This is a genomic window from Pseudomonas sp. P7779 (assembly GCF_013386315.1).
GTDB lineage: Bacteria > Pseudomonadota > Gammaproteobacteria > Pseudomonadales > Pseudomonadaceae > Aquipseudomonas.
In genome coordinates, this window is the sequence record NZ_JACARZ010000111.1 from 1 (window position 1) to 18363 (window position 18363).

General features: G+C 63.2%; 17 protein-coding genes. 6 read left to right on the forward strand and 11 right to left on the reverse strand.

The features are described 5' to 3' along the window. Positions 1–44: 44 nt before the first annotated feature. Positions 45–1112, reverse strand: a complete 1068-nt coding sequence (locus HX869_RS27060; RefSeq protein ID WP_177037231.1) for an NAD(P)-dependent alcohol dehydrogenase — start codon at positions 1110–1112, stop codon at positions 45–47. A 142-nt stretch (positions 1113–1254) separates the two neighbouring features. Between HX869_RS27060 and HX869_RS27065 the strand changes: the two genes are divergently transcribed. Further along, positions 1255–2073 carry an alpha/beta fold hydrolase gene (locus HX869_RS27065; RefSeq protein WP_003220116.1) on the forward strand — a complete coding sequence of 273 codons (819 nt, stop codon included), beginning with the start codon at positions 1255–1257 and terminating at the stop codon, positions 2071–2073. Positions 2074–2142: 69 nt separating this feature from the next. Here HX869_RS27065 and HX869_RS27070 read toward each other — a convergent pair whose 3' ends face one another. Further along, positions 2143–3018 (reverse strand): LysR family transcriptional regulator, encoded by an 876-nt coding sequence (locus tag HX869_RS27070; RefSeq protein WP_008431428.1) that lies wholly within the window; start codon positions 3016–3018, stop codon positions 2143–2145. Positions 3019–3194: 176 nt separating this feature from the next. On the opposite strand from HX869_RS27070, the gene HX869_RS27075 reads away from it, so the two are divergent. Beyond that, positions 3195–4193: an NAD(P)H-quinone oxidoreductase gene (locus tag HX869_RS27075; RefSeq protein WP_177020849.1), complete on the forward strand. Its 999-nt coding sequence runs from the start codon at positions 3195–3197 to the stop codon at positions 4191–4193. Positions 4194–4257: 64 nt separating this feature from the next. Continuing rightward, positions 4258–4863, forward strand: coding sequence for a glutathione S-transferase (locus tag HX869_RS27080; protein ID WP_177037233.1), 606 nt, complete (start codon positions 4258–4260; stop codon positions 4861–4863). 7 nt (positions 4864–4870) lie between these two features. Here the strand turns inward: HX869_RS27080 and HX869_RS27085 are convergent, their stop codons facing one another. Continuing rightward, positions 4871–5995 (reverse strand): alkene reductase, encoded by a 1125-nt coding sequence (locus HX869_RS27085; protein ID WP_178903927.1) that lies wholly within the window; start codon positions 5993–5995, stop codon positions 4871–4873. 98 nt (positions 5996–6093) lie between these two features. Next, complete coding sequence (locus tag HX869_RS27090; RefSeq protein ID WP_008431436.1) at positions 6094–6771, reverse strand: type 1 glutamine amidotransferase domain-containing protein; 678 nt, start codon at positions 6769–6771, stop codon at positions 6094–6096. 167 nt (positions 6772–6938) lie between these two features. Here HX869_RS27090 and HX869_RS27095 point away from each other — a divergent pair, with 167 nt between their 5' ends. Continuing rightward, positions 6939–7895 (forward strand): GlxA family transcriptional regulator, encoded by a 957-nt coding sequence (locus tag HX869_RS27095; RefSeq protein ID WP_003220105.1) that lies wholly within the window; start codon positions 6939–6941, stop codon positions 7893–7895. A 4-nt stretch (positions 7896–7899) separates the two neighbouring features. Here HX869_RS27095 and HX869_RS27100 read toward each other — a convergent pair whose 3' ends face one another. Beyond that, positions 7900–8415 carry a GNAT family N-acetyltransferase gene (locus HX869_RS27100; RefSeq protein ID WP_178903928.1) on the reverse strand — a complete coding sequence of 172 codons (516 nt, stop codon included), beginning with the start codon at positions 8413–8415 and terminating at the stop codon, positions 7900–7902. 180 nt (positions 8416–8595) lie between these two features. Between HX869_RS27100 and HX869_RS27105 the strand changes: the two genes are divergently transcribed. Next, the gene (locus HX869_RS27105) at positions 8596–9468 is read left to right on the forward strand and encodes an undecaprenyl-diphosphate phosphatase (RefSeq protein ID WP_003220102.1); all 873 of its coding nucleotides are present in this window, start codon (positions 8596–8598) and stop codon (positions 9466–9468) included. On the opposite strand, the gene HX869_RS27110 is transcribed toward HX869_RS27105, so the two are convergent. After that, positions 9465–10421, reverse strand: a complete 957-nt coding sequence (locus tag HX869_RS27110) for a Dyp-type peroxidase (RefSeq protein WP_003220100.1) — start codon at positions 10419–10421, stop codon at positions 9465–9467. The genes HX869_RS27105 and HX869_RS27110 overlap by 4 nt on opposite strands. Before the next feature lie 57 nt (positions 10422–10478). Further along, positions 10479–11396, reverse strand: coding sequence for an ADP-ribosylglycohydrolase family protein (locus tag HX869_RS27115; RefSeq protein WP_177010062.1), 918 nt, complete (start codon positions 11394–11396; stop codon positions 10479–10481). Between the two features lie 205 nt (positions 11397–11601). Between HX869_RS27115 and HX869_RS27120 the strand changes: the two genes are divergently transcribed. Next, entirely contained in the window at positions 11602–13341 is a 1740-nt protein-coding gene (locus HX869_RS27120; RefSeq protein ID WP_178903929.1) for a dipeptidase, read from the forward strand. A gap of 34 nt (positions 13342–13375) precedes the next feature. Here the strand turns inward: HX869_RS27120 and HX869_RS27125 are convergent, their stop codons facing one another. From HX869_RS27125 to HX869_RS27140, 4 genes are all read right to left on the reverse strand, one after another. Further along, positions 13376–15115, reverse strand: coding sequence for an ABC transporter ATP-binding protein (locus HX869_RS27125; RefSeq protein ID WP_178903930.1), 1740 nt, complete (start codon positions 15113–15115; stop codon positions 13376–13378). After that, positions 15109–16902, reverse strand: coding sequence for an ABC transporter ATP-binding protein (locus tag HX869_RS27130; protein WP_178903931.1), 1794 nt, complete (start codon positions 16900–16902; stop codon positions 15109–15111). The genes HX869_RS27125 and HX869_RS27130 overlap by 7 nt, the downstream gene beginning before the upstream one ends. Before the next feature lie 91 nt (positions 16903–16993). Continuing rightward, positions 16994–17953 carry a FecR domain-containing protein gene (locus HX869_RS27135; protein WP_178903932.1) on the reverse strand — a complete coding sequence of 320 codons (960 nt, stop codon included), beginning with the start codon at positions 17951–17953 and terminating at the stop codon, positions 16994–16996. An 8-nt stretch (positions 17954–17961) separates the two neighbouring features. After that, positions 17962–18363, reverse strand: a 402-nt coding sequence (locus HX869_RS27140) for a sigma-70 family RNA polymerase sigma factor (protein WP_178903933.1), incomplete at its 5' end; no start/stop codon positions are given.

Here is an 18363-nt window from a genome sequence, read left to right on the forward strand (position 1 = left end):
CGCTCCCACACAAGCCCGCTCCTACAGGGATCTGCAGCGATCAATCAGGCCGCGTGTTTTTCTTTCTTCAGGCTCTCGATGTCGATCACGAACCGATACTTCACATCGCCCTTGAGCATGCGCTCGTAGGCGTCATTGATGCCCTGGATGTCGATCATCTCGATGTCCGAGACAATCCCGTGCCTGGCGCAGAAATCCAGCATGTCCTGGGTTTCCTGGATGCCACCGATCAACGACCCGGCCAGGCTGCGACGCTTGAAGATCAGGTTGAACACGGTCGGTGACGGGTGCGGGCTATCCGGGGCGCCCACCAGGGTCATGGTGCCGTCGCGCTTGAGCAGGTTGAGGAAGGCGTCGAGATTGTGGGACGCGGCCACGGTGTTGAGGATGAAGTCCAGGGAGTTGGCAACCTTGGCCATTTCGTCCGCGTTCTTCGACACCACCACTTCATCGGCCCCCAGGCGCAGGCCGTCTTCGCGCTTGTTCGGCGAGGTGGTGAACAGCACCACGTAGGCGCCCATGGCATGAGCGATTTTCACCGCCATATGGCCCAGGCCACCGAGGCCGACAACGCCGACGCGCTTGCCCGGCCCGACGTTCCAGTGGTGCAGCGGTGAGTAGGTGGTGATGCCTGCACACAGCAGCGGCGCGACCGCCGCCAGGTTGCTCTCGTCGTGGGAGATCCGCAGGACGAACTTCTCCCTGACCACGATATTGTCCGAGTAGCCGCCGAAGGTGTTTTCGCCGCCAAAAGCCGGGCCGTTGTAGGTGCCGGTGAAGCCGTTTTCGCAATACTGCTCCTCGCCCTCGGCGCAGGATTCGCAGTGCTGGCAGCTGTCGACCATGCAGCCGACACCGGCCAAGTCGCCCACCTTGAACTTGCTGACATTGGCGCCCACGGCGGTCACTCGGCCAACGATTTCATGGCCCGGTACCGACGGGTACAGGGTGTTTTTCCATTCGTTGCGTACGGTGTGCAGGTCCGAGTGGCAGACGCCGCAATAGAGGATGTCGATCTGCACATCATCGGCCCCGGGGGCGCGACGTTCGAACGTGAAGGGTTTGAGGGAATCCTTGGAGTCACGAGCGGCGTAGCTGTAAGTCTTGGCCATTTCGTTCACCTGTTTGTTCAGACGGTAGAAAGCAGTTGACCAGCATAGACGCTGAACCGTTCAACCGAGCACAGGCATACAAGTCCCTCGTCAGATTCTGCGCCTATAGTATTGGCTGCCCTCTCACCCAAGGAGTTTTGCCATGAGCACCCTACGCACACAAGACGGTACCGAGCTCTACTACAAGGACTGGGGCACCGGCAAACCGGTGCTGTTCAGCCACGGCTGGCCGCTGGATGCCGATATGTGGGAATACCAGATGGAGTACCTGAGCAGCCGCGGCTACCGCACCATCGCGTTCGACCGCCGTGGTTTTGGCCGCTCGGACCAGCCCTGGACCGGTAACGACTACGACACCTTTGCCGACGATATCGCCCAGTTGATCAACCATCTGGATCTGCAGGACGTGACCCTGGTGGGCTTCTCCATGGGCGGCGGCGATGTCAGCCGCTATATCGCCCGCCATGGCAGCGCGCGCGTGGCCGGGCTGGTGTTGCTGGGGGCGGTGACGCCGCTGTTCGGGCAAAAGCCGGATTACCCGCAAGGGGTCGAGATGGCAGCGTTTGACGGGTTCAAGGCCGCGCTGCTGAAGGATCGCGCGCAGTTCCTGGCAGACTTCAATACGCCGTTCTATGGCATCAACAAGGGCCAACAGGTCTCCAGCGGTGTATTGACTCAAACACTGAACATCGCCCTGCTCGCCTCGCTCAAGGCGACGGTGGATTGCGTCACCGCGTTCTCGGAAACCGATTTCCGCCCGGACATGGCCAGGATCGACGTGCCGACCCTGGTTATCCACGGTGATGGCGACCAGATCGTGCCGTTCGAAACTACCGGCAAGGTCGCCGCGCAGATGATCAAAGGCGCGCAGTTGAAGGTGTACAAGGATGCCCCCCATGGTTTTGCGGTGACCCACCAGCAAGCCTTGAACGAAGATCTGCTGGCCTTCCTGCAACGCTGAGCCGATTGCGTTCTCCTGCGACGGCTTATTTCTGGCCGGGCTGACACCCGGCCTTTTCAGGCAGTCGTACTATTCCCCGGTGCCGGCAAACCCCGCTACGATCTCGTCGATCACCACCCGCACCCGGGCGGTGTGCCGCAGGTCGGCATGGGTCACCAGCCACACATCGTAGGGCAACGGCCGCGTACGGTCCGGCCACAGCCGCACCAGGCCGTCGCGTTCGCCGGAAACTATCGGAACCTCACCGATACCGATCCCTGCGGCGATGGAGCGGCGTACCAACAGGCTTGAACTCAAGGCCGCAACAATACGTCCGCGTCCCAGCGGCTCGCTGACCAGGGTCAGGTCCTTCTGGCTTTGCAGGTGCGGCTGGTACACCACCAGGTCGTGTCCTTCGAACAGGCTGCCCGGTTCGGGTGCGCCGTGCCGATCGATATACGCCTGCGAGGCAAACAGCCCCACCGGCCAGCGGGCGATGCGCCGGGCGATCAGGTCGGGGTTGTCCGGGCGGGTATTGCGCACCGCGATATCGGCTTCGCGTTTGGCCAGGTTAAGCAACTGGGTCGAAGCGTCCATCTGCACGCGCACGTCAGGGTGCGCATCGTGCAGCCGGGCAATGGCCGGGATCAGGAAGTCGATGGCCAGGGAATCGGTGGTGGTCACCCGTACGGTGCCGGTCAGGCGGTCGTCCAGGCCCAGGACCTGACGCTCCAGGTCAAGGGCCGAGCGCTCCATGTTCTCCACCGATTGCAACGCGGCTTCACCCACGGCGGTCAGCGCATAGCCTTCGGAGGTGCGCAGGAACAATGTTGCGTTCAGGGACTTTTCCAGGGCATTGACCCGTCGCCCCACGGTGGCCTGATCCACCCCCAGCACCCGCGCGGCTCCGCGTAATGTGGACTCGCGGCACACCGCGAGGAACACCCGCGCATCGTCCCAATTCATGGCTTTCCCCTTCGATGCATTTTTGCATCAGCGTGACGTGTAATCGCAGCATTATTGCATCACTCATCACGGCTATGCTGGGCACCAGAGAAAATACCCAGGATCGCCAGCAGGCTGAACCGCTCGGTAACGGGCGCGGTCCCAACCTATACGTTCATTGCTACAGGTGCGCTCAAATGACTCTGCCCCACGAAATGACCCTGATCGAAATCACCAGCCCCGGCGGCCCCGAAGTCCTGCAACCACGCCAGGAGCCGGTACCTGTCGCCGGCCCCGGCGAAGTGCTGATCCGCGTGCACGCCGCCGGCGTCAATCGCCCGGACGCCCTGCAACGCGCCGGCACATATCCGATGAAACCCGGCATGAGCCCGATTCCCGGGCTGGAAGTGGCCGGTGTGGTGGTCGCGCTGGGCGAAGGCGTCAGCGAGTACGCGCTGGGCGACAAGGTGTGCGCCCTGACCAATGGCGGCGGTTATGCGCAGTACTGCGCAGTGCCCGCCAGCCAGACCTTGCCGGTTCCCGATGGCCTGGACTGGATTCAGGCGGCAGCGATCCCGGAAACCTTCTTCACCGTATGGGCCAACCTGTTCGGCATCGGCGGTGCGCATAAAGGCCAGCGCGTGTTGATCCATGGCGGCACCAGCGGCATCGGCACCACCGCGCTGATGCTCTGCCGCGAGTTCGGTATCGAAGCGTTCGCCACCGCCGGCAGCGTGGAAAAATGCGCCGCCATCCGCGAACTGGGAGCCGAGCCGATCAACTACCGGGAACAGAATTTCGCCGAGGTCATCGCTGACAAGACCGCGGGCAAGGGTGTCAATGTGGTCCTCGACATCATGGGTGGCTCCTACCTGAACGACAACATCAGCGCCCTGGCCATGGAAGGTCGCCTGGTGATGCTGGGCTTCCTCGGCGGCGCACGCGCCAAAGACATCGACCTGCTGGCGATCCTCGGCAAACGCGCGATCGTTACCGGCTCGTTGTTGCGCTCACGCACCCGGGAAGAAAAAGCCGCGATTGCCGCACAACTGCGCGAACACGTGTGGCCGGTGCTGTCGGCCGGGCGTTGCCTGCCGATGATCGATGAGGTGTATGCCTATACCGACGCCGCGAAGGCCCATGCGCGCATGGAAGGTGGCGACCATATCGGCAAGATTGTGTTGCGGGTGGATTGATAAACATGCGGAAAAACGGTTTATAACGTCATCAGAACAAAACACTGCGGTTAATGGAGGCTTCATGAAACTGGTCGGCATGCTGGACTCGCCCTACGTGCGCCGCGTGGCCATTTCCCTGGAACTGTACGGCGTCGCGTTCGAACACCAGGCACTGTCGGTGTTCAGCACCTTCGATGAGTTTTCCGGGATCAACCCGGTAGTCAAGGCACCGACGCTGGTGCTCGACGACGGCACGGTCCTGATGGATTCCGGCTTGATCCTCGAGTACCTGGAAGCCCTGGCGCCGGCCGGCAGCCGATTGCTGCCCCTGTCATCCCCAGCGCTTGCCCGGGATCTGCAAGTGATCGGCCTGGCGCTGGCAGCGTGCGAAAAGACCGTGCAGATCGTCTACGAACATCACCTGCGGCCCGCCGAAAAACTGCATCAGCCGTGGATCGACCGCGTGACCGGACAACTGCTGGCGGCCTATGCGTTATTGGAGGCGCGGGTGGCCGAGCGCGACAGCGACTTGCCGCTGACCCAGGCGAGCCTGACGGTGGCGGTCGCCTGGTCCTTCACCCAGCTGAAGATAGCCGACGTCGTGAAGGCCGATGCGTTTCCCCACTTGCAACGCCACGCGGCCCTCGCCGAGCAGCACCCGGCATTCGGCAAATACCCGATCGAGTAGCCCGTGCCTACCCGGCATACACCGGATAATCGGTGAAGCCCACCTCGGTGCCGCCATACAGGCCGTCCGCGTTCAACGGGTTCAGCGGCCAACCGTTGAGCAGGCGTTGGGGCAAGTCGGGATTGGCAATGTACGGCCGGCCAAACGCGATCAGGTCTGCCAGCCCTGCCTCTACCAGCCGCACGCCGCGCTCTGCGGTGTAGCGGCCTGCGTAGATGATCCGGCCGCTGAAGGTGTCACGCACCGCCTGGCGGAACGACTCGGGCAACTCGGGGGCATTGTCCCAGTCGGCTTCGGCAATCGACACGTAGGCGATGCCGGCCGCCTCAAGCACCTTGATCGCCTCGATGTAGGTGTGATGCGGGTCTTCCTCGACGAGGCCGATGTAGACCCGGTCCTGGTCAGTGCCACTGAACAACGGCGCAAAGCGCACACCCAGGCGTTGCCGGCCGACTACTTCGGCCACCGCCTCGACGATTTCCCGCAGGAACCGCAGGCGATTGTGCAGTGAGCCACCGTATTCATCGTCGCGCTGGTTGGAGTGCGCCGAGATGAACTGGTTGACCAGGTAGCCGTTGGCCGAATGAATTTCCACGCCATCGAAGCCTGCGGCCAATGCATTTTTTGCAGCCTGGGCGTAAAGCCCCACCAACTCCTTGACCTCGGCGGTAGCCAGGGCGCGCGGCTCGGGTGGCTGCACCAACTTACCAGTGCCGGGCCCGGTTGCAACGAATGCCTTGGCTTGCTGCGGCTGGATCGCCGACGGCGCAACGGGTGCTGCGCCGTCGGGCTGCAGTTCGTGATGGGACACGCGGCCCACATGCCAAAGCTGGGCGAAGATCACGCCGCCTTCGGCATGCACGGCATCGGTCACGGTACGCCAGCCGTCAATCTGCTCCGGTGTGTAGATGCCCGGGGTCCAGGCATAGCCCTGGCCGCGAGACTCGATCTGCGTGCCCTCGCTGACCATGAAGCCGGCGGTGGCGCGCTGGCGGTAATAAAGCGCCATCAAGTCCGTGGCGATATCACCGGGCTGGGCACTTCGCTGGCGGGTAAGCGGCGGCAGGACGATGCGGTTTTTCAGGGTGTGGTGCCCCAGTGTGATCGGGGTACCTAAAGCGCTGTTGCTCATGGGGGAAAGTTCCGGATTCAAATTTCAGACAAGCAGAAGCTGCCGGCTCCCGGTCAGGGGAGCCGCCAACAACGTACTTTTTTGGGGGATTTGGCGGGTTACGCGGTCAGCTTCAACAGCGCTTTGGCAACGTCACTGGAACTGGCAGGATTCTGCCCGGTGACCAGCAGGCCATCTTCAATCACAAAGGATTGCCAATCGGCACCCTTCTCATACGTGCCGCCCAGCGCCTTGAAATCATCCTCGATCAGGAAAGGCACCACGTCGGTCAGGCCAACCGCCGCTTCTTCGGAGTTGGAGAAGCCGGTGACGCGTCGGCCCTTGACCAGCGGCTCGCCGTTGACCGCCTTGACGTGACGCAAGGCGCCCGGGGCGTGGCACACAAAGCCAATCGGCTTGCCCGCACGCTCGAAGGCTTCGATCAGGGCGATGGAGGTTTTCGACTCTGCCAGGTCCCACAGCGGGCCGTGGCCGCCTGGGTAGAACACGGTGTCGAAGTCGCCGGCGTTGACCGACTCCAGCTTCACGGTGGTGGCCAGGGCCTGTTGCGCCGCCGGGTCGCTGGCGAAGCGGCGGGTCTGGTCGGTTTGCGAATCCGGCAGGTCGCTGACCGGGTCCAGGGGCGGCTGCCCACCGGCCGGCGAAGCCAGGGTCACGTCGGCCCCGGCGTCCTTGAACGCGTAGTAGGGAGCAGCAAATTCTTCGAGCCAGAACCCGGTCTTGCGGCCGGTGTTGCCAAGCTGGTCGTGAGAAGTCAAAACCATCAATACTTTCATGTGCCAGTGCCTCGGGGTGATGTGGGTTGGAATGGAATCAAGCTTAGGAGCCGGGCCAAAACCGCACAATGTCATGTCCGCAAGGATTCCGGACATTGCGCCAAGGCGGTTGCCGTTTCCCTGGCACACGCCGACAATCACCGCTCCGCGCCCCCTGGAGAGATGAGATGCACAGCATTGCGCTGATGGTGTACCCGAACTTTCAATCCTTGAGCCTCAGCCTGGGCTCGGTGTTCGAGTGCGCGAATCTGCTGCGTGGCGAGCAGGCGTATGAATTTCACCTGGTGTCGGAAAGTGGCGGCCCGATCATGACGTCCCAGGGCTTCTCGGTGAACAGCACGCCGATCCGGCCCGAGGGCTATGACACATTGATCGTCAGCGGTTACCTGGAGTTCCAACTGCCTGACGCCAGCCTGCCGAGGCTGGTCCAGGCGGCGTCCAAACAGTCGCGGCGGATTGCTTCGTTGTGCATGGGCATCTTCGTGCTGGCCGAGGCCGGATTGCTCGAAGGCAAGCGCGCCACCACCCACTGGCTGCACGCACCGGCCTTTGCCAAGCGCTACCCGCAGATTCGCCTGGAGGAAGACAAGCTGTTCGTGGTCGACGGCCAGATCTGGACCGGTGCCGGCATGAGCGCCGGGGTGGACCTGGCGCTGGCGATGGTGGAGAACGACCTGGGCAGCGACCTCGCCCGCCGCATCGCGCGCAAGCTGGTGATTGCCCAGCGCCGTGGCAGCGAACAGTCGCAGCTATCGGCGTTGCTGGAACTCGACCCCAAGTCCGACCGTGTGCAGTTGGCCCTGGCCTACGCCCGGGAGAACCTGACCCACGACCTTTCGGTCGAGGCCCTGGCGGCCGTGGCGCGGCTCAGCCCACGCCAGTTCAGCCGGGTGTTTCGCGAGGAGACCGGGCAAACCCCGGCCAAGGCCATCGAATCCCTGCGGGTGGAAGCCGCCCGGGCAATGATGGAAACCAGTCGGCATCCGGTGGAAGTGGTCGCCCGCGAGACCGGGTTCGGTGATCGCGAGCGCATGCGCCAGGCGTTCCTGCGGGCGTTCGGCCAGCCGCCACAGGCGATGCAGGCGGCATTGTTCAGTGCAGGGGCTGGCGCCGCGTTCAGTTGATGGTTCAGTGCAGCGCTGCGCGCGTCACCAGGAAGCTCAGCAGGTTCGGCTCATCGTCCAGCTCGATGGCCTGCACCGGACGCGGCAGGTTATCCAACACCGTGCGCCAGAACGCCTGGCTCACTTCATCCTGATCATAGAAACGCACCAGCCAGTTCGCCTCGCCGCTGCTCAACACCTGAGTGGCGATGGCGCGGCCAATGCCTTTGCGGCGATAGCGTTTCAAGATGAACAGGTCCGCCAGTTCCAGCGCGTCGATCCCAGGGAGTTCGCTGCCTTCGATCAGCAGGAAACCGGCGATAAAGCCATCGACCAATAACAGGTTGGCACTCCACTGCGGGTCTTCCCAGTAGCGGGCCAGGTGCTCCTCATGGATGTAGAAGCGACCGTCCACCTCGACATCTTCCTGTTCCCAGTCCGAGGACTCGTAGGCGTAGAACTGGTAAAGGTTGGCGATCAACGTGGCGTGTTCCGGGCCGGTCTCGATCAGTTCGACGGTGGTATCGGCGATTGCAGGCATGGGCATCTCGGCAAAAAAACAGGCCGCCATTGTCAACAAAGCCACCTGCAATGCCAATACACCGGCCAAGCTTTCTGCTTGCTGAACCGATCGCGCTTTTCTCGTGTCAACGACAAAATCGTTACAAAGTTAGACTAAACTCCGCGTCACTTCCCTCCCCTTGCTTTCAGGATAAGTACTTTGACAAACGTCTGCACCAGCGGCCTCGATGTCGGCTTTGCGTCCCTGGATTACCTGCAAATAGGCATCCTGGGCATCATTCAGGGCATCACCGAATTGTTGCCCGTGTCTTCCACCGCCCACATGCGCATCGTGCCCGCCCTGCTCGGCTGGCCGGATCCCGGCTCGGCGTTTTCCGCAGCCATGCAGTTGGCCGCACTGGCAGCAGTGGTCAGTTACTTCTGGAAGGATGTACGCCAGGTCACGGTCGGCAGCATCACTGCGGTGCGCCAGGGTGACTACAACAACCAGTGGTTCAAGCTGGCGGTGGCCATTGTGCTGGCGACGATTCCGATCGGGATTGCCGGGATAGCCTTGTCGTCGACCCTCAACTCCTGCAACTCGCCGCTGCGCGGGCTGATGGTGATCGGGATTTCCTGCCTGGTGATGGCGGTGCTGCTGGCGGCGGCTGAACTCAGCGCGAGGCATAAGCGCACGGTGGGCGAAATGCGCCTGCGGGATGCGCTGATTGTCGGCATTGCGCAGATCGGCGCGCTGATTCCAGGGGTTTCCCGCTCGGGCTCGACCCTGACCGCCGCACTGTTCCTCAACTTCAAGCGTGAAGAAGCGGCGCGGTTTTCGTTCCTGCTGGGCTTGCCGGCGATCGCCCTCGCGGGGCTGAAAGAGCTGTGGGTATTGTTCCACGCCGACCTGCCCGCCCACGCCTGGCCGCATTTGATCTTTGGCCTGGTGGTTGCCAGTGTGTCGGCGTTCTTCGCGATCTGGGGCCTGATGAAGTTCCTGGAGCGATTCTCCACCTGGCCGTTCGTGATCTACCGCGCGGTGCTCGGGGTTTTCCTGATTGTGGCGGTGAGCACCGGGTTGTTGGCCTAAGGCGCGCGGTCGGCCAGTTCTTCGAGCAAATCCGCAGACGGTATGAAGAACAGGCCGCCGGTGACCGCCGTGCTGAAGTCCAGCAGGCGGTCATAGTTGCCGACCGGTCGGCCGACAAACATGTTCTCCAGCATCAACTCCAAAGGCTCTGGCGAGCGCGCGTAGCCGATAAAGTACGTCCCGAATTCCCCCGCGCCCGGCCGGCCAAAGGGCATGTTGTCCCGCAGGATCTTCACTTCCTCGCCGTCCTTGGTGATGGTGGTCAGCGCACTGTGGGAGTTGCTCGGCTTGGTCGCATCGTCGAGCTCGATGTCCGACAGCTTGGTACGCCCGATCACCCGCTCCTGCGCCTCCACCGACAATTCATTCCAGGCCTGCATGTTGTGCAGGTACTTCTGCACCATTACATAGCTGCCGCCGCTGAACGCCGGATCCTCATCACCGACAATGGTGAAGCCCACCGCCTTGCGCCCGACCGGGTTCTCGGTGCCGTCGACAAAACCGATGATGCTGCGCATGTCGAAATAGCGGAAACCCTGGACCTCGTCCACCACCGTCACCGCATCCCCCAGCGCCGCCATCAACTGGGTGGCCAATTCGAAACACAGGTCCATCTGCTCGGCACGAATGTGCAGCAGGATATCCCCCGGCGTGGCCGGCGCCAGGCGCCCGGCCACGCCCACTTCCTTGAACGGATGCAACGCTGCTGGCCGCGGCCCCCCGAACAGCGCATCCCACGCCTTGGAGCCAAACCCTGCGACACACGTCAGGTTGCCCGCCGGTACACGCTTGCCGACCGAGCGCACCAGGCCGGCGATATCGGCGCACCAGCTGCGCACCGCCTCAGCCGAGTCACTGCCAGGCGCCAGGGTCGCGACCATGAAAATGGCGCTGCTGGTGATCGGGCTGCAGACGGATTGGGGTTCAAGGTTTTGATCGGATGGCGATGTCATTGAGAGGTCCACGGGTGGCGGTCGAGATTCAACGAGCGCAGATTAGCAGACACTGAGTTAAAGTGCGGCTGCCTGGAGTTGCGCCGCCTGATACAACGCGTCAGCAGTTTCTTGAATATCTTCACACTGCCACAACTTGCCCAACCACTCGGACGGAATGCCCTGCACGCCGTAATACGCGCCCGCCAACTGACCAACGATCGCTGCGGTAGTGTCGGCGTCATCCCCCAGGTTTGCGGCAGCCAACACAGCCTCGGCAAAGCTGTTGGTGTGATGAAAACACCATAGCGCCGCTTCAAGCGAAGCCACTGCGTAGCCAGAACCCACGATGTCACTGCGCGCCTTGTCGAGGTAGTGCCCATCAGCAATGTCCGCAACTTTGGATTCGCTCAACTCCAGGTAGCCGACCTGCAATACCTGCGGTTTCGAATCCCCCCGCAGCGCATTCGCAATACACTCAGCCAGCACGAGGCAACATTCAATCGCCTCCATCGCGCCATGGGTCGTGCGGGAACTGTCGACGGTAAACTCACGCAGGCGCTCGGCATCCGGAAAATAGAACAGCACCACCGGCGCCAGGCGCATCATCGACCCGTTACCCGCTGAGTAAGGATCGGTGGAGCCCGCGAACGGGTCACCGGTGTACTGATACTCCGCCAATGCCTCACGAACCGTCGTGCCAATATCGAAACATTCACCCGTCGAGCTAAGGTAGCCCCACTTCCACCAGTTCAGATAACGGCCCATCTGATCGGCAGCGTCAAAACCATTCTTGCGCAGCAGGCTTTCGGCCAGACAAAGCGCCATGGACGTGTCATCCGTCCACTGGCCCGGTAACAGTTGAAAGGGCCCACCACCAACCATATCGATGACAGGGGCAAACGACCCACGGCGCATGAACTCAACAGTAGTCCCTACTGCATCACCGCACGCCAGGCCAAGCAGGCTGCCGCGGTAACGCTCTGAAAGCATCATCAATCTCACTCCTTTGCACAATTAACACCCTGACAGGAGAACCATACCGTAGCTTTCCGTTCAATGGGTTGCTGTGCATTTCTATGGGAGATTTCCCACTCAGGCACTCCCCTACCCCTGCCTCCCGATGGTAGTGTGTGAAATTGTTTCTGACCTTTCGATCAGACATTTCTCACTCACTCCCTGCAAAGGAATGCCCCCAGCAATGGATTTTTCCCTCAAGCAACTGGCCGTAGCCACCCTGATGGCCGCCAGCCTTTCGGTGTTCACCACCCAAGCTCAAGCCAACCTCACCCCACAACAGAACGCCGTCATCCTGAAGACCTTCAGCGATGCCTCGGTCAAGGATTTCCGGCAGTTCCTCGCCAGCCTGGCCAAGAATGACGTGGCCAAGAGCGACAACCTCGGCCCGGCCATCAGTGCCTTTCTCGACAACAAGGACCTGAGCGCCGACCAGCAGAATGAAATCCATCGCCTGCTGGGCCTGTATGCGCGGGTTAAGTACGGCGCCGCCGCCACTGAAACCCTGCGTGAGCTGGTGGAGATCCCGACCTTCCAGGTCGCCGGCGTGGCCCAGCACGACAATCCCGAGTTCATCAAGATCGCCGCCAAGATCAAGAGCCTGGCCGAGTCGTTCAACCTGAACTACCGCAACATCGACAACCGCGTCTACGAGATTTCCCTGGAAGGCAGCGGCGATGAAGTGGTCGGCATCCACGCTCACGCGGACGTGGTACCGGTAACCCCGGAAAACTGGGTACTCAAGGACGGCACCAAGCTCGACCCATTCAAGGTCACGCTGATCGGCGACCGGATGTATGGTCGCGGCACCGAGGATGACAAGAACGGCATCGTGGTGGCGATGTACGCGATGAAGGTGATCAAGGAAGAGAAGCTGCCGCTGGCGCGCAATTTCAAGCTGCTGGTGGACACCACCGAGGAAACCTCCGGCGACGCGATCCCGTACTACTTTGAGCACAACCCAACGCCCAACTACAACCTGGCGCTGGACGGCGGCTACCCGGTGGTGATCGCCGAGAAAGGCTACGGCACGGTCATGGCCAAGTTCCCCAAGCGCAAGGCTGAAGGCAAAGGCGCAGAAATCATCTCGATGACCGGCGGCAAGGCCACCAACCAGATTCCGTCGGCGTCGGTGGTGACATTGCTCAGCGACAAGCCTTCCGAACTGGCCGCCAGCCTGCAAAAGGCCGGCAGCGAGTACGCCAAGCGCAATGGCGGCGACTTTGAAGTGGCGGCCAAGGTCGTCGGCAAGGACGTTCAGTTGACCGTCACTGGCGTGTCCGCCCACTCCTCCGAACCGGAATCCGGGGTGAACCCGGTAGCCAGGGCCCTCGACTTCCTCAACAGCCTCGACGGCAAGGTCGCGCTCAAGCACAACCAGTTCACCGACGCCGCGCACTACGCCGCCAACAACTGGGGCCTGGATTACCTGGGTGCCAAGCTGGGCGTGGGCTTCTCCGATGCGTTCATGGGCCCGCTGACCACCTCGCTGACCTATGTGGGCGAGGATGAAACTACCTTCAAGCTGGCGGTCAACCTGCGGGTGCCAAAGGGCAAGTCACCGGAAGCGCTCAAGGCCGAAATCGCCGACAAGCTCAGCGCCTGGACCAAGAAAAACCACGTGGCTGTGACCTTCGATTACTCGATCGCCGAGCCGATGTACCGCAACCCTGAGGGCGAGTGGGTCAAGGCGCTGTTGGCGGTGGCCAGCGAGAACCTGGGCATGGAGCACAAGTACGGTACTTCTGCCGGCGCTACCTCGGTGCATGAGTTGCCCAACGGCGTGCAATTCGGCCTGGCACGGCCGGAGGTCAAGTACACCGGCCATACCGACAACGAGTTCAAGACCGTCGACCAGTTCCTGCTGGACCTGCAGATCGTCACCGAAATGATGGGCCGCATCGGGCAACTGCCGAAGCTCTGACCTGCCCTTCGGACCCGCCGTCCCGGCGGGTCCACTAAGCGATACGCCAGCCTTTCGATGCTCGCCGCTGCGCGAGGAACCGGGCATAGCGCCCTTGCCTTGCGGTCAATTGCTCAGGCGTGCCCTGCTCCACGATCCGGCCTTCATCGAGCACCACGATCTGGTCGGCCATCACCACCGTCGACAACTGATGCGCGATCACGATCAGCGTGCATGTGCCGCGCAAGCGTGCCAGGGTTTCGGCGATGACCGCCTGGTTCTCGGCGTCCAGTGCTGCCGTGGCTTCGTCCACCAGCAGGATCGGCGCGCCCTTGATCAACGCCCGGGCGATCGCGACACGCTGGCGCTCGCCACCGGACAGGCGTGCCCCGCCCTCACCCACCGTGGTCGACAGGCCCATGGGCAGGCGCTCGATAATCGCCTGCACACCGGCCTGCCGCGCGGTCTCCAACACTTGTGCGTCGCTGGCGTCGGGTTTGCCGAGGCGAATGTTGTCGGCGACGCTGCCCTGGAACAGGTACGTGTCCTGGAAGATCTGGCTGATTTGCGCGTTGAGCTGCTCGCCGGACATCTGTCGCACGTCCATGCCACCGATACACACCTGGCCCTGGCTGACCTCGAAAAACCGCGCGACCAATCGCAATAGCGTGGTCTTGCCCGAACCGGAAGCCCCCACCAGCGCGGTCATGCTGCCGGGCTCGATACGCAGGTTCACCCCGCGCAGCACGTCCCTTGAACCGGCCGCGTGGCGAAAGCTCACATCGAACAGCTCCACCGAGGCATCCCGTGGAGATTGCGGCGCGCTCGGCACCTTCAGGGGCGACGCGGCCAATATCTCGCGCACCGCCTCAAGCTGCACCCCGGCACCGCGCAACGTTTCGCCATAGCCGGCCACCTCCAGCAACGGGTCAATGAAGCGGCTGACCAGCAACAGCGACACCATCACTGCAATCACCGAGCCCACGTGCAAGGCATTTCCCAGGTAAGCATCAAGCCAGAGCGCGGCGGCGATCAACAAGGCCGCGAACACCACCTGCACCAGCCATATGTTCAGCAGAATCGAGGTCGCGGACAGCAGGATCAGGCGCGCCCCGGTCGCGTGCTGCTGTTCGATCGCCCGTTGCAGGAACACCGAGCTGCCGCCGCCACTGAAGGCACGCAACACCGACTGCGACTGGGCGAACTCCAGCATGCGCTGGCTGGTGTCGGCCGAGCTGCGCTGGAACGCCCGGTCGGCGCGCCGCCCAAGGCGGGCGCTGAGCCAGAACGCGCCGCCGAGAATCGGCAACGCCAGCAAGGCAATCAGGCCCATTTTCCAGTGCAGCACAAACAACGCCAGTACCAGCACCAATGGCGTCACCACGCCGCTGAGCACCGGAGTAAATACATGGGCCGGCAGCTGGGCCACGGCCATCATGCCCTGGGTCACCACCTGGTTGAGCCGCGCCGTGTTATCGGGCGTGAACCAACCGACAGGCAGTTCGGCCACATGGTCGCCGATGCGCTGGCGCCCGCCTTGCAGCACCGCCACACCCACCGCGACGCCAGCCTTTTCAACCTCGCGTCGCGTAGCCCAACACGTCGCCACCGCCGCCAGGAACACCACCAGCCACAACGCCGCTTCGGCCAGATCACCGTTGAGCATGTCGGTGAGTACCGGCACCAGGGCGGCGAGGGTCAGCCCGCACAGCGCACCGTAGAACATCACTTTCCCGACATAGCGACGGAAGACCGGCCCGTCATCGCCCAACAGTTCGATAAAGGTTTTCAGCATGTCGGCAGCGCCTGTTCGCGGGTCTGTTTGTAACCGCCCGACGCCCACAGGCGCGCATAACGGCCCTCTTGCGCGATCAGTCGAGGATGGGTGCCCTGTTCAACAATACGGCCGTTTTCCAGCACGATGATGTGGTCGGCGTGCATCACGGTATCGAGGCGATGGGCAATCACCAACAGCGTGCGCCCTTGGGCGAAGCGCGACAGCGCCTCCTGGATTGCCACCTCGTTTGCAGCATCGGCGGCGGCCGTGGGTTCATCCAGCACCAGCACCGGCGGCGCCAGCAACACTGCGCGGGCGATGCTGATACGCTGCTGCTCGCCACCGGACAACTGCGCGTCCTCGCCAATCACCGAGGCATAGCCCCGTGGCAAGCCGATGATGCACTCATGAATATTCGCGGCCCGTGCCGCCGCCTCGATTTCCTTGCGGCTGGCGCTGGGCCGGCCCAGGGCGATGTTTTCGGCAACGCTGGCGTGGACCAGGCGCACCTCTTGCAGCACAAAGCCGATCAGGTTGTAGAGCTGCGAGGTCTCGATCTGCCGCAGGTCGACGCCGCCCAGGGTGATACGCCCCTCGGTCGGGTCAAAAAACCGCAGCAGCAGGCGCGCCAGGGTCGACTTGCCCGAACCCGAGGCCCCGACGATGGCGGTTACGGTGCCAGGCTTGAGGGTGAAGCTGATGTTCGACAGTACCGGGTGCTGCGGGTCGTAGGCGTACCCGAGGTTTTCGACGCGTACTTCGGCGTCCTTGGGCAAGCGTTCGCACCCCGGCTCCACCTGCGCCAGCACCGGCGTCGCCAGCAGTGCCTGCACGCGCTGGGCCGCGCCGGTGGCGTTGTCCAGATCATGCACGATGTAACTCAGCAGCATCAGCGGCGCGCAAATGCCCGGTGCGACAATGGCGAACGGCAGCACCTCCACCGCGCTGATCCAGCCCAGGCTGACAAACACCAGGCCAAACGTCAGCACCATGGCGAGCACCGTCACCGGGGTGATCATCGCGTTGGCATTGGCCATCGTCCCCACCAGTGGCCGGGTGAACTCAACGAAGGCTTCGCTGAACTCATCTACCGCCTTGCGGTAACTGGCGTGGGCCTTGCCGGTGGCACCGAAGGCCTTGACCACCGGAATGCCGTTGACGAACTCGACCACCGCGTTATTGACCCGGGTCATGCGCTCGACAAAGGACTGCATGTGGCTGCCGCTGGCTTTCATCGCCCGGGTAAAAAACAGCAAAAACCCCGGAAACGGCAGCAGCGAGACCAGCGCCATGCGCCAGTCCACCATGAACAGATAAGCCGCCGACAGCAGCACGGCCCCCGCACAACGGCCCACGGTGGTGTAGAAATGCGCAGTCAGGCTGTGCAGGGTGCCGATGTCATCCTGCATCGCCTGCTTGACCTCGCCCGACGCCCGCTCGGTGAACCAGCCCAGCGGCACCTGGCTCAGGCGCTGGGCGATGGCCAGGCGCAAGTGGCGAGTGATGTGGTTGTCGGCCAGGTGCGCGACCGTCTCCGCAACTGTCATCAACAGCAGGCCCGCGAACAGGCTCGCCAGGCTGAGGCTGATGGTCAACCAGACCTCGCCCGATGCCTGGGCCATCGACGGCGCGCCGAGGGCGACCCTGGCGATATGCACAATGCCCCCCAGCGGCACCAGCGTCAGCATACTGCCCACACCGGCCAGCAGTGCCGCAGCGATCAGTCGCCCGCGCACCGGCCGCAACACTTGCGAGACCGCGCCCCGCCCCCTGGGTTTGGCCGCAGCCACATCCTTGTTACTCATGAAGTCTCCCTGACTGAATGAGCCTTTGCTCGCCCTTACCTTGTCTTCCGAACGAGCGGCCAAACCCCTCAATCGAAACCTCAAGGAATTTTCAGGCAGGGGCGCGGACCGTCACCCAATAGCGGGTGCGCCGCACCACCTGGATCGGCAACGCGGCGGCCAGGTTGTCCAGCGCCAGGTCGGTGTTGTCCAGGTGCAATACACCGCTGACCCGCAGCATCGCCACCTCAGGCGCACAGCGCAGTACACCGCGGCGGTAGCGTCCCAGCTCGGCGATCAGTTCGTCCAGCCGGGTGCCATCGGCCACCAACACGCCCCTGACCCAGGCGATGCTGCGGTCAGTCACCGCCGCAGTCGGCTGCACGGTGTCCCTGGAAACCGTGGCGCCTTGACCTGCCTCCACCCGCGCACCTGCGCCATGGTCGGGCTGCACCTGCACGGCGCCCTCAAGCACGGCCAACTGGCAGTTGCCGTCGTCGCATTGGCGCAGGCTGAAACGCGTGCCCAGGGCATGAAACACGCCCTGGCGACTCTGCACCCGAAACGGCCGGGCTGACGGCGCGGTCGTGATGAAGACCTCGCCGGCCCGCAGCAGCACCAGGCGCTGGTCGTCATCGAACTGCACGTCAATTGCTGAAGCCGGGCCCAATACCAGGCGGGTACCGTCGGGCAATACCACTTCGCGAACTTCGCCGGTGCGGGTGCTATGGCCGGCACTCGCCAGTTGCCAGGCGTCGGTGTGGCGCACGCCGTAGGTGAGGCCACCGGCTGCGACCAACAGGCCCAGCAGGCGCAGGGTGCTCCGGCGGTCGGGGGAGTCGGGAGCGTCGGGTTCGGCCAGGCTGTGCCTGGCCACCGACGCGGGGATGCTATGGAGTTTTTGCTCGAAGCCCAGCAGGCGCGTCCAGGCCAGTTCGTGATGGGGATGTTCGGTGCGCCAGTGCAGGCAGTTGGCGTGGTCTTCGGCGCTGGCGTCATCGGCCCACAGGCGGGCCATCCAGGCGGCGGCGCGCTCGATGATATCCGGGGAGATTGGCTGCTCGGTCGACATTGCGAGGGTCAGCCGTACAGGGTCTGGTAGCAGGCCAGCAGGCCGGCGGCGATGTACTTTTCCACCGAGGAGACGGAGACCTGGAGCTTGGCGGCGATCTCGCGGTAGCTCAGGCCATCGAGCTTGCACAGCAACAGGGCCTGGCGCGCCTTGGGTGGCAGGCTGTGCAGGGCGGCGTCGATTTGGATCAGGGCCTCGATGGCCAGGGCGCGGGTTTCTTCATCGGGGGCGCAGGGTTCGGGCAACAGGGCCAGGGCTTGCAGGTAAGCGGATTCGATCTGGCGGCGGCGGTAGAGGTCGATGACCAGGCCGTTGGCGATCTGGGTCAGGTGCCGCCGGGATTCGCCGGTGGGCGGGAGTTGGCCCTTGCGCATGAGTTGCAGGTAGACGTCGTGGGCCAGGTCGGCGGC

Bases quoted from the DNA above. Each gene is read 5' to 3' on its own strand.
- HX869_RS27060 (WP_177037231.1), bottom strand. From the start codon at position 1,112: ATGGCCAAGACTTACAGCTACGCCGCTCGTGACTCCAAGGATTCCCTC.
- HX869_RS27065 (WP_003220116.1), top strand. From the start codon at position 1,255: ATGAGCACCCTACGCACACAAGACGGTACCGAGCTCTACTACAAGGAC.
- HX869_RS27070 (WP_008431428.1), bottom strand. From the start codon at position 3,018: ATGAATTGGGACGATGCGCGGGTGTTCCTCGCGGTGTGCCGCGAGTCC.
- HX869_RS27075 (WP_177020849.1), top strand. From the start codon at position 3,195: ATGACTCTGCCCCACGAAATGACCCTGATCGAAATCACCAGCCCCGGC.
- HX869_RS27080 (WP_177037233.1), top strand. From the start codon at position 4,258: ATGAAACTGGTCGGCATGCTGGACTCGCCCTACGTGCGCCGCGTGGCC.
- HX869_RS27085 (WP_178903927.1), bottom strand. From the start codon at position 5,995: ATGAGCAACAGCGCTTTAGGTACCCCGATCACACTGGGGCACCACACC.
- HX869_RS27090 (WP_008431436.1), bottom strand. From the start codon at position 6,771: ATGAAAGTATTGATGGTTTTGACTTCTCACGACCAGCTTGGCAACACC.
- HX869_RS27095 (WP_003220105.1), top strand. From the start codon at position 6,939: ATGCACAGCATTGCGCTGATGGTGTACCCGAACTTTCAATCCTTGAGC.
- HX869_RS27100 (WP_178903928.1), bottom strand. From the start codon at position 8,415: ATGCCTGCAATCGCCGATACCACCGTCGAACTGATCGAGACCGGCCCG.
- HX869_RS27110 (WP_003220100.1), bottom strand. From the start codon at position 10,421: ATGACATCGCCATCCGATCAAAACCTTGAACCCCAATCCGTCTGCAGC.
- HX869_RS27115 (WP_177010062.1), bottom strand. From the start codon at position 11,396: ATGATGCTTTCAGAGCGTTACCGCGGCAGCCTGCTTGGCCTGGCGTGC.
- HX869_RS27120 (WP_178903929.1), top strand. From the start codon at position 11,602: ATGGATTTTTCCCTCAAGCAACTGGCCGTAGCCACCCTGATGGCCGCC.
- HX869_RS27125 (WP_178903930.1), bottom strand. From the start codon at position 15,115: ATGCTGAAAACCTTTATCGAACTGTTGGGCGATGACGGGCCGGTCTTC.
- HX869_RS27130 (WP_178903931.1), bottom strand. From the start codon at position 16,902: ATGAGTAACAAGGATGTGGCTGCGGCCAAACCCAGGGGGCGGGGCGCG.
- HX869_RS27135 (WP_178903932.1), bottom strand. From the start codon at position 17,953: ATGTCGACCGAGCAGCCAATCTCCCCGGATATCATCGAGCGCGCCGCC.